At 33.6% G+C, this 15,693-nt stretch carries 10 protein-coding genes; 9 read left to right on the plus strand and 1 reads right to left on the minus strand.

The features are described from left to right. Window positions 1-147: 147 nt before the first annotated feature. From HNV08_RS02250 to HNV08_RS02290, 9 genes are all read left to right on the plus strand, one after another. Entirely contained in the window at window positions 148-3,330 is a 3,183-nt protein-coding gene (locus HNV08_RS02250; protein WP_173279478.1) for a SusC/RagA family TonB-linked outer membrane protein, read from the plus strand. A gap of 10 nt (window positions 3,331-3,340) precedes the next feature. Continuing rightward, on the plus strand, window positions 3,341-4,678 hold the full coding sequence (locus tag HNV08_RS02255) for a RagB/SusD family nutrient uptake outer membrane protein (RefSeq protein WP_173279479.1): 1,338 nt from the start codon (window positions 3,341-3,343) through the stop codon (window positions 4,676-4,678). Between the two features lie 347 nt (window positions 4,679-5,025). Next, window positions 5,026-8,142 carry a SusC/RagA family TonB-linked outer membrane protein gene (locus HNV08_RS02260; RefSeq protein ID WP_173279480.1) on the plus strand — a complete coding sequence of 1,039 codons (3,117 nt, stop codon included), beginning with the start codon at window positions 5,026-5,028 and terminating at the stop codon, window positions 8,140-8,142. A gap of 33 nt (window positions 8,143-8,175) precedes the next feature. After that, window positions 8,176-9,621 (plus strand): RagB/SusD family nutrient uptake outer membrane protein, encoded by a 1,446-nt coding sequence (locus HNV08_RS02265; RefSeq protein WP_173279481.1) that lies wholly within the window; start codon window positions 8,176-8,178, stop codon window positions 9,619-9,621. A gap of 25 nt (window positions 9,622-9,646) precedes the next feature. Further along, entirely contained in the window at window positions 9,647-10,525 is an 879-nt protein-coding gene (locus HNV08_RS02270; protein ID WP_173279482.1) for a PKD domain-containing protein, read from the plus strand. Between the two features lie 20 nt (window positions 10,526-10,545). After that, window positions 10,546-11,457 (plus strand): polysaccharide lyase family 7 protein, encoded by a 912-nt coding sequence (locus HNV08_RS02275; RefSeq protein WP_173279483.1) that lies wholly within the window; start codon window positions 10,546-10,548, stop codon window positions 11,455-11,457. A 145-nt stretch (window positions 11,458-11,602) separates the two neighbouring features. Beyond that, entirely contained in the window at window positions 11,603-12,316 is a 714-nt protein-coding gene (locus HNV08_RS02280; protein WP_173279484.1) for a FadR/GntR family transcriptional regulator, read from the plus strand. A gap of 15 nt (window positions 12,317-12,331) precedes the next feature. Beyond that, on the plus strand, window positions 12,332-13,633 hold the full coding sequence (locus HNV08_RS02285) for an MFS transporter (protein WP_173279485.1): 1,302 nt from the start codon (window positions 12,332-12,334) through the stop codon (window positions 13,631-13,633). Between the two features lie 40 nt (window positions 13,634-13,673). Beyond that, entirely contained in the window at window positions 13,674-14,435 is a 762-nt protein-coding gene (locus HNV08_RS02290; protein WP_173279486.1) for an SDR family NAD(P)-dependent oxidoreductase, read from the plus strand. Between the two features lie 100 nt (window positions 14,436-14,535). Here HNV08_RS02290 and HNV08_RS02295 read toward each other — a convergent pair whose 3' ends face one another. After that, a complete protein-coding gene (locus HNV08_RS02295) occupies window positions 14,536-15,555 on the minus strand; it encodes a LacI family DNA-binding transcriptional regulator (RefSeq protein WP_194241962.1) in 1,020 nt (339 codons plus the stop codon). Between the last annotated feature and the right edge of the window lie 138 nt (window positions 15,556-15,693).

Here is a 15,693-nt window from a genome sequence, read left to right on the forward strand (position 1 = left end):
TATATATATTTGGTTTTCCAATCTGGTAAACCAATTTGGTTTACCAGTAGAAAACTTAAAAAAGACACATATTTTATTGACTAAAATAGGCGTCTTAAAGATTAAAAATAAACTAATAATAAAACAATCTAATCTAAACAATGAATTATGAATTTAAAAATTAAACTCATTACGGTTGTTGCACTTCTTTTTAGTGTAATAACGTTTGCTCAGGAGGCTTATACCATAAGTGGTACTGTCACTTCAGCAGTTGACAACATGCCCATACCAGGTGCTAATATTGTAGTTGTCAACACCACTCGTGGTACTTCTACAGATTTTGATGGAAATTATCAATTAGAGGTTAAGAAAGGAGAGGTGGTAAAATTCTCTTATATTGGGTATGTAACACAGTCAATTGTGATTGATAGCCAAACCACATTAAACGTATCCCTTGTTGAAGATGATAACTCATTAAGTGAAGTTGTCGTTGTTGGATATGGTACTCGAAAAAAATCTCACCTTACAGGTTCAGTATCTAGTGTAGGTGGTGACGATGTTGCGGCTGTTCAAGTTGCTCGTGTTGACCAAGCTTTAGCTGGTAAATTATCTGGGGTTTTGATTCAAAACCAAGATGCATCGCCTGGTGCAGCTCCAAAGATTCAAATTAGAGCAGCTTCTTCAATTTCAAGTGCATCTAATCCTTTAATAGTGGTAGATGGTTATCCTATTTCAGGTGGTTTAGAAACTGTAAACCCAAATGATATTGAAAGCTTGGAGGTACTTAAAGATGCGGCTTCTGCTGCAATTTATGGTTCTAGAGGTGCAAATGGTGTAGTTTTAGTAACAACTAAAAAAGGAAAATCTGGTAAAGCTAGTTTTAGTTATAACGCTTATACAAGTTTTTCTAAGAAATACCGTGATAATATTTTAATGTCTGGTCCAGAATGGGCTGCACATTCAAGATCTCAAATTGCTGCTGGAAACTGGGCAGGAACGGTTGATACACAAGATCCTGCTTTTCTAGAATATAGATTAAGTGCTTATGAAAATTCTCCAGGTGCAATAAGTCCTGAAGATTGGTTATTTAGAAATGGAAGTTCTGTAAGTCATGATTTTAGCATGAGTGGTGGTACTGATGATGTTAATTATTTTGCATCAATTGGTTACCAAAATTCTGATGGTGTAATTATAACTGAAGGTTTTGAAAGATTAAACGCACGTTTAAATGTAGATGCTAAGTTAGGAGACAAATTTAAAACAGGTGTTAGTTTTAATGGGTTTACCTCAGAAAGAGATATATTAGGACATGACATGAGAGATTTATTAAGAGCATATGGTGTTCATCCTATATACCATACTGCAGAATCTATCGCGTTTGTTCAGCAGTTAGATGCTCAGGCACAAGCTTTAGGTCTTGCTGATTTTGATAATGGATTTAGAGGTTCAACTTATGAAGCGTCTAGTATTTATGATTTAGAGCCAGGTATGGCAGCACAAGATTGGCATTATGGCCGAGATAACAATGGTATTGGAGGTTCTGGTGATGCAGGTCCAGCTGCTAAATTAGATAATACAGAGCGTTGGGAAAAAACATTTTTTGGTAATATAAGTTCATACTTACAATATAATATTATTGATGGATTGAATATTAAAACTGTTTTAGGTGGAGATTTAAAAGATACGCAGTATTATGAGCACAGATTACTTGGATTTGATTCTAGAGCGAGAACAGCACAAACATATATGGATCAAACAGATTTAAAAGTATGGTCTGTATTAAGTGAAACTACATTGAGTTATTCTAAAGTAATTGGAAAGCATGATATATCAGCTGTTGCTGGTGTTGAATTCCAGACGACTAGATTAATCGGAACGGGAATCGATGGTGTTAATGTGCCAGATGAGGATATCTTAAATTACAATTTATTTGATCCTGCAGATTTAACTGTAACTGAAAGAAAAGAGACAAGAGCAAGAGAGAGTGTATTTGGTAGAGTTAACTATGCTTACGATGATAAATATTTAGTGTCTGTTTCTTTAAGAAGAGATGGTGATTCTAGATTTGGGGCAAATAAAAAATATGCAACTTTCCCAGCACTTTCATTAGGTTGGAATGTACATAACGAATCTTTTATGGAAGATAACGATGTATTAAGCAAGTTAAAATTAAGATTTAGTACAGGTTCTTTAGGTACAGCTTCTTTCTTAGGTTCTTATGATGCATTAAGTTTGTTAGATCCGTCAGCAACTTTTTATGGAACTGGTTATTTAATTCCTGAGAATGTAGCTAACCCAGATTTAACATGGCAAACAAATACTGAAACTAACTATGGTATAGATTTCGGATTTTTGAATAACAGATTTACATTAGGTATTGATTATTATACTTCTGATATTGAAGATATCTTAATTAACCAAAGTGTATCTGAAGTATTAGGAACGTCTTCAATTGTACTTAACTCTGGAGATGTACAAAGTTCTGGTTGGGAATTTGAATTAAATGCAAGAGTTGTTTCTAACGATGATTTCTCTTGGAATATTAGTGGAAACTTATCTACAGTAGAAACTGAAATCACTGATTTAGGTGGTTTAGATGAATTACCACAAGCTATATATGGAGTTAGTGGTAGAGGACCAGTGTTTAGAAACTACGTAGGTGGTGGAATTGGTGAAATGTGGGGATTAGAAACTATTGGTGATGTAGAAATGGAATATTTAGCTGATGGTACTAGACACCCTAACAATGCTACAGGTGAATCATATGTAGTAGATCAAAACGGTGATGGTGTAATAGATAATACTAGATCTGTAGAAGATGGAGGAGATTTAGTAAAAATTGGTCAAAATACACCAGATTTTTATTGGGGTATGTCTCATAACTTAAGTTATAAGGATTTTGACATGTCAATCCAAATACAAGGGTCTCATGGTGCAGAAGTTTATAATGTAGATCCATTATATTATGAATCTCAATGGAGTGGACGATTAGTTTCTAGTTTTGATGCTAATGATGATGGTATTGCTGATCACAATGGAGAGCACTATATTGGTAACAGATACCAAACAGATGCAATGATTCAAGATGCTTCTTTCGTAGCATTGAGAAATATTACATTAGGATACACTTTAAGATCTGAGTGGACAGATAAAGTTGGTTTAAGTTCTGTAAGAGCATATGTTGCAGCATCAAACTTATTTTATATAATGGCTGATAATTATACGTCTTACAACCCTGAAGGTGTTAGTACTTCTGGTGGTGATTATTTAGGGCCAACAACATATGGTGCTCAGGTAGGTGCAAGTCCACTTACAAGAAGCTTTACGTTAGGTTTAAATGTTAACTTTTAAATAAAAAAAAATGAAAAAAATATATATATTATTGGGCTCGTTGTTTTTGATGACAGCATGCTCTACAGATTTAGATCAATCACCTTCTAATATTGCGAGTGCAGATTCATTAACTGAATTTGAAGGTGTGTTAAATGCTGCATATTATTACCAATTGGGTACAGTTACTCCAATGGCAATAATGGGAGAATTTCGATCAGATAACGCATTCATGGATGAGGCTCCATATACGGAGTTTGATGAGTATGATAATGGGTTAACAGCAATGGAAGATCAATTCTTTGGTCCTTTTTATACTGCTGCTTATAAATCTATTTTAAGTGCTAATAACGTAATATCAAATTCTTCAAATGATACTCAGATAGCGGAAGCTAAGTTTTTAAGAGCTTTATCTTATTTTAAACTAGTTCAAGTTTTTGGAGATGTAACAGTTAACTTATCTGAATCACCTAGTTTAACGGATACTTCTATATTAGTTAGACGTCCAGCTGCAGATGTATACAATGATGTTATTATACCAGATTTAACAGATGCAATGGCTGTTTTAAGTACTACTATTACTGATGGTAGAGCTTCAAAATATGCTGCTCAGGCTTTGTTAGGAAAAGTGTACATGGCTATGGGTAATTATACGAGTGCTGAGCCACATTTAGCAGCAGTTGTTACTGGTGCAGCAGGAGCTGGTATCATGTTAAAAACAAATTACGATGAGATTTTCGGTGCAGCTAATGAAGTTGGGAATTCAGAAATTATTTTTTCTACGCAAATCACAGGTTCTATTGTTGATGAATATACTTTTGGTTCAGATTTCTGGAACTGGTTTGTTGGAGATGATTCAAAAGCAGATTTTCCTGTAGATCAAGATTTAGTAGCTGCATTTGATGCAAGTGACGCTAATGGCGGAGGAACTGATTTAAGAAGAGCTGTAACTTTAGCGGATGATGGCTTAACTGCAATCAAATTTCCAAAAGAAGGTGATTTAGGAACGGAACATGATTGGATTGAAATTCGTTTAGCGGATGTTATTCTTATGTATGCAGAAACCTTAAATGAAAACGGTTCTTCAGCTACTACGGTATTACCTTTATTAGATGATATTAGAACTAGAGCTGGTCTTAATAGCTTAACTGGTACTGCTACTACACAAGCAGCAGTAAGACAATTAATTGCTGATGAAAGACGTTTGGAGTTGGCGTTTGAAGGACATAGATGGTTCGATTTAGTAAGAACTAATTCTGTAGATGCTGAAATGGGACAAACTGTTAATAGTAATTATCATGTATTTCCAGTTCCTGTTTCTGAAATTTTAGCAACACGTGGTGTAATTACACAGAATACAGGTTACTAATTTTTTAATATTAATAACTTTCTTTGTAAGATTTTTAGATGGATTAGAAATTTATTTAATAGTCCTTACAAAGAAAGTGTTTAAAAATACTTTATGATTAATTTATTTAATTGTAAAGTATTTTTTTTCACTAATCATTGATTGAGTCCTAAAATATATTAAGTGATTTATCTCAAATAATATAGGTGTTTCTATAAGTTTAGTGACATCAACAGTACTAAATTAAAATAACTTTGATTTAACCAAATATTTTGTTATATTTGGTAAACCAATCTGGTAAACCAATTCATAAGTGGTTTATTTCTAGCAGAATGGTGATAAAAAACTAACTAATCTAATATATAAACATGAATTTAAAAATAAAGTTAACAACGATTTTCGCTTTGTTTTTTTGTGTTTCGCTTATTGCACAAGAAAAGTACACCTTAAGCGGAACTGTTACATCGTCTAGTGATAATATGCCTATTCCAGGAGCAAACATAATTATTCTAAAAACGACGAGAGGTACCTCTACAGATTTTGATGGAAACTACCAATTAGAGGTCGCAAAAGGCGATGTTATTCAGTTTTCTTATATTGGATATGTGTCACAAACGATTATTATAGATAGTCAAAAGACTGTTAATGTGGCATTGGTGGAATCAGATAATACATTAAATGAGGTTGTAGTTATTGGTTACGGTACTCAGAAAAAAAGTCACACGACAGGAGCAATATCTAAAGTAGTAAATGATGATTTAGGGCAAATAGCTGTATCTCGAGTTGATGATGCTTTAGTTGGGCAGGTTTCAGGTGTTAATATTCAGGCGACGGATGGTGAAGCTGGTGCAGCACCAACCATTACCATTCGTGGTGTTGGTTCTATGGCTGGCGATTCTACACCTTTAATAGTGGTTGATGGCGTTATTGTAGATTCAGATTTCTTAGGGTCTTTAAATATGAATGATGTAGAGTCTTTTGAGATTTTAAAAGATGCGGCATCATCTTCTATTTATGGTTCAAAAGGATCTAATGGTATTATCATGATAACCATGAAGTCTGGTATTGAAGGTAAAACAAAGGTAAGTTATAATACATATACCGGTTTTAAGGATGCGCGTAAGAGTGATGCTTATGGTTATACCACGACGGAGTGGGCTGAGCAGCAAATGGAAGAAAATGGTGAAATTTCCATATATACTCAAGCGCAATTACAAACAGGAACTGATCGTTCTTGGCAAGATGTATTTTTTGATGGCGGAACGATTACGAGTCATGCACTTTCTTTTAGAGGTGGAAATAAAAGCACAAAATATACAGCTAGTTTAAATTACTCAGATGATGAAGGTGTGTTATTAGGAGATAACTATTCAAAATATGGAGCAAGGTTAAAAGTAGATAATAAAATAAACGACAAGTTTTCTGTAGGAGTAAATCTTAGTCCGTCATATACAATTAGAGATAGATTTGCGGAGTCTATTCACAATGTTGCTAGGCATCAACCTTGGTTGCCAATTTATCATGATGAGCATACGCTGCAAATGGTAGATCCAGATTTTGGACTTCAGGTTGGAGATTATGCTAGGCAAGATCATTTTACAATATTTGACTTTAATGGTGATGGTATCTTTGACGAAGAGTTATTTAATTTGGGGAACAGTACGAATCAGAATCCATATGGAAGAGCTACAGAAAGAAGTAGAATGGATAAAAAATTTAAGATGTTTGGTAGTGTTTATGGTAAATACAAAATCATGGACGGCTTAACATTTAAAACCTCAATTTCTGGATCTTTACAAGATACTAAGAGAACAGATTATTTGGGGACTTTAGCGCGAAGGATTTCTACAGAAGCATATATGGTTGAAACTAATCAAAAAGAACAATATTATATTTTTGATAACTTTTTAAACTATAATAAAACATTTGGAAAACATGAGTTAGGAGTGACTTTAGGTAATTCAATTGAAACAAGAGATTATTTCTTTTCTACAATAAAGGGTGTAGGTTTTGAAAATGATGTAGTTCAGCAAATTTCTGGTGCTACTAGCATTATTGCTGATGAAACATTTGGATTCGAATGGCAGAAAAGAGGTGTTTCTTACGTTTCAAGATTAACTTATGCATATGACGATAAATATTTATTGTCGCTAAGTATGCGTCGTGATGGAAGTTCAATTTTTGGATCGGATTTTAAATATGGTAATTTTCCGGCGGCTTCTATAGGTTGGAATGTAGCAAAAGAGAGTTTCTTAGAGGATAGTGACTTTGTTTCAACGCTTAAATTTAGAGCAAGTTATGGTGTTACTGGTAACGATCGTCTAAACACAGGAAGTGTTAATCCAGATGCACAAGGAAGTACTTCTGTTTTAAGTTCTGATAATGTGTTGCAAGATTATTACCCACACTTATCATTATTAGATTTAACAACCTATGTTACAGATGGTACTATAACTACAGGTTATTCGCCGTTAAATCTTGCCAACCCAGAGTTAAAATGGGAACGATTAATTGAGATCAATCCAGGTATAGATTTTGGGTTTTTAAATAATAAAATTACAGGTTCTGTTGATTGGTATCAAAGAACAAGTGATCAATTATTATTAAACAACCCTGTTTCTGCAACAACTGGTCATAATAGTGCTTTAGTTAATTTAGGAGAAGTAAAAAATCAAGGTTTTGAGTTTGAAGTAAGAACTAGAAATATTAATTTAGAGAAATTCTCTTGGCAATCTACGATAATTGCAACAACCAACGAAAATACACTTGTTAATTTTGCAGATTCAGATGGTCAAATTACAAGCATAGATCCTTCAAGACCTGCTGAATGGATAAACCAGGAAGGGCAACCAATATCTTCTTTTTACGGCTACGTGGTGGAATCGGAAGTGCCTGTTGAATATAGAGATAGACCTTATCGACATGTAGGTGCTCAATTTGGTTGGGTAAAAGTAAAAGATTTAAATGGAGATGGTGTATTAGATGCAGATGATAAAACTATTTTAGGAAACCCTTACCCAGAATTAATTTGGAGTTTTAGTAACGATTTTACAATTGGAAATTTAGATTTCTCTTTGATGTTCCAAGGGTCACATGGTGCTGAAGTTAGAAACATTGGTGATCATTACCTGTTTAGTCATAACAATAACAGAACGTTAAATGATGCGGCAGCGGCAGCAGGTTACGGTACTGAATTTTTAGTAGATAAGTATTTAACCAATAGTGTTATTCAAGACGCGTCGTATATTGCTTTAAGAAATGTGAATATAGGTTATAGTTTTCCTGAAGATTTAACGAGTAAGTTAAAGATTTCTAAATTACGAGTTTATGCATCAGGACAAAACCTAGTATACAAAACTGCAGATGGCTACACAGGCTGGAATCCAGAAGCCTTAGACAAAACCAGCCCTACACAATACGGATACCAAAGAGGTGGTTCTCCAATTTATCGAACAATATCTTTAGGATTAGACTTAGATTTTTAAAAAAAAGCATTTAATTACTTTATACAATATATCATGAAATATAAAACATATATAGCTGTCTTACTCATAGGATTTATGGCAACGTCTTGTGATAGTTTTTTAGAGCCAGAACCAAGCTCAGCTCTTACATCAAATAATTACTATACCACTACAGCTGAATTAGAATCTGCGCTAATTGGTGCTTATGATGCTATTCAAGGCGTTGGAGATTTCGATAAGGATAGTAACCATGGTGTACAATATGAATTTTACATCACAGAGATGAGAAGTGGTAATACGGCAACGAAAATTGCAGATCCAGATGATTTTTCTGACGCAGGACAATTTGAGTCATTCAACGTACTTCCAATAAATGGTCTTGTTGCTAATTATTATGATAGTTATTATGAGGTTATTTATAGAGCAAATGTTGTTTTAGAAAATTTAGGTAATGTAAGTGATGATACTTCAGTGATAGAGGCGGAAGCAAAATTTATTAGAGCCTATGCATATTTTAATTTAGTAAGACTGTTTGGAGATGTTCCTTATGTGGATCATGTTTTAAGTCCTTTGGAGAAAGAAGCTCAATTTACTAGAGTTGATACAAGTGTTATATATGATTTGATTGTTAGTGACTTATTAACAGCAGAAGAAGGTTTGGATAACACATATAAAACAAGAGCTTCTAAAGCTGCTGCTCAAGGATTGTTAGCAAAAGTATATCTAACTTTAGAAAACCCAGAATATCTTAAAGCGCAAATAATGTGTGAAAAAATCATTAACGATGGGTCATTTGGTTTAGTAGATTTTAATGATGTATTTTATGAGGAGTTAAATCAAGAAATTATTTTCGCAATTGGTTTTACTAGTCTTAATGATAGTCAAACGTTTTCTTCGCAATTTATGAATTCTGTTGGACCGTCTAGTGGTGTTAATTATGCAACCTACGATTTAGTAGATGATTTAAATGAATTTGGAGGAATTAGAGCACAGTATTCTTTTAGACAAGACCCAAACCACTTAACTTCAGTTAGATACCAATGTGCTAAATATTTCCCTGATGGTGATGACGGAGGAACAACGAATCCACATATTTTTGAAACAAGTGCCAATCCAAGATTAGCCGGAAATGACTGGATTGTTTTACGTTATGCTGATGTATTATTAATGCATGTAGAAGCAATAATGGCTGGATCGGAAGAAACAAGTGCGGGCGCTGCATTATCATCTTTTCAAGAAGTAAGAGATAGAGCTGGGTTAACGGACGCTGTTACAGAAATATCAGTTGATGATTTATTATTAGAAAGACGAGTAGAATTGGCCTTTGAAAACCACAGACTATTTGATTTAATTCGATTAGGAAGAGCAGAATCGGTTTTATCACAATACTCAACTGCTAATGGTTTTTCATTTACAACCTCAGATTTGTTGTTACCAATGCCACAAAATGAAGTGAATTTAAGTGATGGCCTAATGAGCCAGAACCCTGGTTATAATTAGAATGAAAATTTAAAACATAAAAAAAATGAAAAACATTAATAAATTGGAGAGATATGTTTCGCGAACGTTAGCGATTATTTTTCTACTTGTTACTTTTTGTATCACTACAGCATGTGACCCTTCTATCGATGCCTTGGAATTTGATTTGCCAGATGCTAATTCGCAAGAAGATTTAACACCACCAGAAGCTTTATTTTCTGCTACTGAAGGTAATGATTATTTGACTTATACGTTTTCAAACCAATCTATAAGTGCAACAATGTATGAATGGAATTATGGAGATGGTAATAGCTCAACTGGAGTTGATGGTGCTAATATATTTCCAGGTGAAGGTACATATACAGTATCTTTAACAGCAACAGATAACTTAGGTGTTTCTAGTACATACTCTGAGGAATTAGTTTTAATAGAACCAGAAGAGCCACCAACTTCAATACCAGTAATTCTCGAGCCAGGTTTTGATAATGGAAATGATAGTAGAGATCCATGGCGAAATTCTAGTCTAGGTGGAGTTATTCAGATTACAAGCTCAAATGGATACTATGAAGGTAGTAATGGCGCTAAATTACCAGATCCAGGAAGTGATAGAATTGGATATCAGTTAATCAGCGAGTTTACACCAAATAAAACGTATTCATTATCATTTAAATACAGGTTTAAAAATGATACTGCTGATAATGGGCTTCTGCATGTTTCAATGTTAACTGAGACTAATAATCCAGCTGATATTACGGCAAATACCGTAGGGTCAATTACATTTTCAGAAGATGTTGCTGGTGTAGATGCGCTGGCAACTGGAACATTGATATTTAATTCAGGGGCAAATACGTCGTTGGCTATATTCTTTTATAATGAGTTCGATGAATCGTATATTGATTCTTTCGAAATTGAAGCGCTTGATTAATTAGTTATAAAACTTGAAATATGTTACGATACTTTAAAATATGTTTATTTGTTTTTCTTACAGTTTCAGTTAGTGCTAAGTGTCAGGCTCAAGATGTTAAAACATCAAAAGAATTAAAAGAGGTTAAAAAGAAAAAGAAAAAGAAAAAAAAGAAGAAGGTCAAACTTCCAAATATTGATTTAAGTCATTGGAAAGTCACGCTACCAGTAACTAATGATAAAGGGAAGCCTTATGAAATTGATCCTCCAGAAATATTAGACTTTGCAAATAATGACGTTGCAAAACCATATATGTATATAGATTCTACTAAAGGCGCTATCGTTTTCCATGCCATGCCTACGGAATCTAAAACCAAAAACACCAAGTATACGCGATCTGAATTAAGAGAGCAAATGGTACCTGGTGAAAATAATGTGAATTGGACCTTTGCCGATGGTGGTAAAATGAGAGGAAAGATACAAATGGATGAAGTATCTAAAGATGATGAAGGTAAATATCATCGTGTTATTATAATGCAAATTCATGGTAGATTAACAAACGAACAACGCGATTTAATAGGAGAAGATGATAATAATGCGCCACCAATTCTTAAAATATATTGGGATAAAGGTAAGATAAGAATAAAATCTAAAGTGTTAAAAGACCTATCAGCTTCAGATACTGAAATATTACATGAAGATGCATGGGATAATGATGAAGGATTTAATTTTGAACAAGAAGTGGGCTTTAGGAAGTTTACTCTAGAAGTTCAAGTCTCTGATGGCAAAATGTTAATCATTTTAAATGATACGGAATATAAAGCTTACGAAGGTATTCATATAAAGAGATGGGGCGTTTTTGAAAATTATTTTAAAGCAGGTAATTATTTTCAATCTCGAGATGAAGGTGCCTATGCTAAAGTGAGATTTTACGAATTAGAAGTAAGTCATTAAAGTTTATTTGAGTTAGTCGCTTATTGAATTCTACCGTTGATTAGTTGTGCAGGTAGAATTCTTTAAGCACTATTAAACGGACTTATTTATTTAAATATAGTTGATAAAGTATTGTTGGGGTAACCCCCAAAAAAAAAATTGAGTTATGAAATTAGAAATGTTGGCAAAAATCGAAAGTTTAGATTCACAGAATGCTATTATTTCTAAAATAAGGGATTTAATTAATTTAAAAAATCTAGAACCTGGCGATAAATTGCCTTCGGAGAGAACATTATCTGAAAAGTTTGAAGTGACGAGAAGTAATGTTAGAGAAGCAATTCAGAAATTAGAATTTTATGGATTATTAGATTCAATTCCACAAAGTGGAACTTTTGTTGCTAATATTGGCGTCATTGCTATGAATGGGATGATTGACGATATTCTTAGACTCGAAACACCAGATTTTAAATCTTTAGTTGAAACTAGAATATTATTAGAACTTAAAACAGTAAGATTAGCAGCGTTACGTAGAACAGATAAAGATTTAAATGATATAAAAAATGCATTAGATGCTTATGCAGCGAAAGTATTAGCTGGTAGAGATGCCGTACAAGAAGATTTATTGTTTCATTTGGCGATAGCAAAAGCAAGTGGAAATAGTTCAATGAATACCTTTATGTTAACCATAACTCCAGAAATAATCACTAACTTTGAAAAATATCACGTTTGCGATAAGAATCGTGCTAATATGGGAATTGATGAGCATAGAGCAATCTTCGATGCCATTAAAATGCAAAACCCAAAATTGGCAAAACAAAAAATGAAAGAGCACTTTAGCGAGCTTTATCAATATTGTTATAATCTAAAAAAATCATCTTAACTTAATAAATAGAGTATGAAATTAAAAGGCTTACGTTGGTGGGTAGTTGGGCTTGTAGCATTGGCCGCAGTTATAAATTATATTGATAGACAAGCTTTTGGAGCTTTATGGCCAGATATAGCGAATGATCTCTTCCCGGAAATGGATAAAGATGGGCATAAAGCAATATATGGAACAATTTCGACCGTATTTATTTTGTCATACGCTGGAGGTCAAGCATTGTTTGGAAAAATATTTGATTGGATAGGAACCCGTATTGGTTTTGCACTTTCAATTGGTGTATGGTCTATTGCAACTATGTTACATGCTTTTGCACAAGGCATGTTGTCTTTTTCTATTTTTAGATCCATCTTAGGGATTGCAGAAGCCGGTAATTGGCCAGGAGCTGCAAAGGCAAATGCAGAATGGTTTCCAACAAAAGAAAGAGCGCTTGCACAAGGAATTTTTAATTCAGGTGCAGCCATTGGAGGTATCGTTGCATATCCAGTAATTGGTTTATTATCGGTGTATTTTGATTGGAAAGCCATATTTATAGTGGTAGCTGTTCTAGGATTTTTATGGTTATTACCTTGGTTATATATGGTAAAAGGTACGCCTAAAACACATCCATGGTTAACGGATAATGAGAGAGACTATATTCTGTCTGGACAAAAAAACCAAGATTTAGATAAAGATGGTAACTATGATGAAGGCTATACGCCTTCAACGGGTGAGTTGTTAAAACACAAAGAGAGTTGGGGTGTTATTATAGCATCAGCTGCGATAGACCCAATTTGGTGGTTGTTTATAGTTTGGATACCAATTTATTTGTCAGAAGTTTTTGGAATGGATGTTAAGGAAATAGCATTTTCAGCTTGGGTACCTTATGTAGGTGCAATGATTGGAGCTATTTTTGGTGGTTTACTGGCCAAAAACAGATTATCTGCGGGTTGGTCTGTAGATAAAACAAGAAAAATGACAATTACTTTAGGTTGTGCTATAATGATACCATGCTTTTTTCTATTAAAGGCACCAGGATCTGCAATCAATGCAGTAATAATTATGGCAGTATTGTTATTTGGATTTCAAATTTCAATCGGAAATATACAAACTTTACCAAGTGATTTATTTAGTGGAAAAATTGTAGGAACATTATCTGGATTTGCAGGTATGGCGGCAAAGTTAGGTGCGGCAGGTCTTACAATATTAGTAACATTTATAACTACAGGAGGAAACTATACACCAGCATTTTTAATTGGTGGTGCTTTAGCAATAATTGCGCTTTTAGCAGTTTGGTTTTTATGTCCTAAAGTTGAACCACTTAAACCTAGAGTATAATTAAATAAAAATAAATAAGAATAATTTAAGATTAAATAAGATGAGTAATAAAGGAAAAGTAGCTGTTGTGACTGGCGCAACAGGTGGAATTGGATTTGAAGTAGCAAAAAGGTTAGGTCAAGACGGATATACTGTAATTTTAAATGGTATTGAAGACAGCGCTGGAGCAGAAAGAGTAAAGCAACTTACTGATGAAGGTATTACAGCAGAATATTATGGATTTGACGTAACAAGTGAAGAAGCTGTTACTTCTAACATTACAAAAATTGGTGATAAATACGGTAGAATAGACGTATTAGTTAACAATGCTGGTGGTTTAGGTGGTAGATCTCGTTTTGAAGAGATGACTACAGATTTTTATAGATTTGTAATGGCACTTAACCTTGATTCTGTATTTTTTGCATCAAGAGCGGCAATTCCATATTTAAAGAAAGGTGAGCACCCTTCTATTATTAACTATACCTCAAATGCTGGTTGGACTGCAGGAGGACCAGGAGCTGGTATCTATGGTACTTCAAAAGCGGGAGTTCATGCAATTACTAGAGCTTTAGCTAAGGATTTAGCTGAGTATGGTATTAGAGCAAATGCAGTATCTCCAGGTACAATTGATACACCATTTCATGCACAAATTAAAGCAACGAAACCAGAGGTTTTTGCGTCTTGGGCAAATAACATTATGTTAGGTAGATTAGGACAACCAGAAGATGTAGCTGGTGTTGTGTCTTTCTTAGCTAGTAAAGATGCTTCATTTATTACAGCAGAGACTATTCAAATTGGTGGTGGTCAGGCATTAGGTATCTAATTAGATATTAAAATAAAAGCTTATACTAAGCGTTGTTATAGAAATATAACAACGCTTTTTTTGGTTAAAAATGTAAGACTTATTATTTTATCTAAATACATTATTTCGAAGAATCCCTAACAATTAATTCAGCATCTAGAATAATTTTATTTAAGCTTTGTTTTAAAATATCTTTTGTAGCGTGTTGTAAAAATGTTTCTGCTGCAATTCTTCCAATTTCTTTACTATGTTGGGCGATACTCGTAATAGAAGGGCTCACAAGTGACGTAAAAGGTTCATTCCCAAAGCCAATGAGACGTATGGAATCTGGTACATTTATTTTATTTTCATTTAAAACTTGTAATGCACCTAAGGCTGCATAATCACTGGCAACATAAACAGCGTCTGGTCTGTTTTGTAAATTTAGAAGATTTTGCATTTCACGTCTACCATCTTCAAGCGTAAGAGAACTTTCAATAATAAGACCATTGTCAATTGGTAAGTTGTGCTTTTTTAAGGCATCAACATATCCTCTAATTCTATTATTAAATATTCGTGTTCTTCGATAGCCTCCAATATGAGCAATACGTTTACAGCCTTTTTCTACTAAATGTTTTACAATGACATGACTACTGTCGTAATCATTAATACCAACATAATCTACATTGAGATCATTTTCTCCTCGGTCAAAAAGAACTAAAGGGATTCCTTTAGATTTTATTTTTTCGTAATGTGATAAATCAACCGTTTCATTAGCCATGGATGCAATGATACCATCGACTTGCGTAAACAATAAGGTATCAATATTTTTACATTCTTTTTCAAACGATTCGTTAGATTGGGTGATAATAATATTATAACCTGCTTTATTAAGCACATTTTCCATGCTTTCTATAACAGAAGAAAAGAAATTACTGTTCGTTTTTGGAACAATTACACCAACTAAATTACTTTTTCCTTTTCTTAGTGCACTCGCCAAATGATTGGGTTGATAATCAAGCTCCTTAGCGACACGTTTTACAGCGCGTTTGGTTTTATCACTAATACGAGAATCGTTATGCATAGCTTTAGAAACTGCAGCTGGCGAAATGTTCAATTCGTTAGCGATGTCTTTTATAGTAATTCTTTTTTTATTCGCCAAGTTTTTATATATTTGCTTAATCGATTAAGCAAATATAATATTTTAAAGTAATTAAATCAAAATAAGAGCATTTTGATTTATTTTTTGCAAAGTGCTTAAACGTTTAACTAAAGAATAAATTTATAATTAATAAACAAA

The organism is Winogradskyella eckloniae (assembly GCF_013249045.1).
Lineage (GTDB): Bacteria > Bacteroidota > Bacteroidia > Flavobacteriales > Flavobacteriaceae > Winogradskyella > Winogradskyella eckloniae.

What these genes read in the sequence shown, in the direction of transcription:
- HNV08_RS02250 (WP_173279478.1), top strand. Translation starts at nt 148, where the DNA reads ATGAATTTAAAAATTAAACTCATTACGGTTGTTGCACTTCTTTTTAGT.
- HNV08_RS02285 (WP_173279485.1), top strand. Translation starts at nt 12,332, where the DNA reads ATGAAATTAAAAGGCTTACGTTGGTGGGTAGTTGGGCTTGTAGCATTG.
- HNV08_RS02255 (WP_173279479.1), top strand. Translation starts at nt 3,341, where the DNA reads ATGAAAAAAATATATATATTATTGGGCTCGTTGTTTTTGATGACAGCA.
- HNV08_RS02270 (WP_173279482.1), top strand. Translation starts at nt 9,647, where the DNA reads ATGAAAAACATTAATAAATTGGAGAGATATGTTTCGCGAACGTTAGCG.
- HNV08_RS02265 (WP_173279481.1), top strand. Translation starts at nt 8,176, where the DNA reads ATGAAATATAAAACATATATAGCTGTCTTACTCATAGGATTTATGGCA.
- HNV08_RS02260 (WP_173279480.1), top strand. Translation starts at nt 5,026, where the DNA reads ATGAATTTAAAAATAAAGTTAACAACGATTTTCGCTTTGTTTTTTTGT.
- HNV08_RS02280 (WP_173279484.1), top strand. Translation starts at nt 11,603, where the DNA reads ATGAAATTAGAAATGTTGGCAAAAATCGAAAGTTTAGATTCACAGAAT.
- HNV08_RS02275 (WP_173279483.1), top strand. Translation starts at nt 10,546, where the DNA reads ATGTTACGATACTTTAAAATATGTTTATTTGTTTTTCTTACAGTTTCA.
- HNV08_RS02290 (WP_173279486.1), top strand. Translation starts at nt 13,674, where the DNA reads ATGAGTAATAAAGGAAAAGTAGCTGTTGTGACTGGCGCAACAGGTGGA.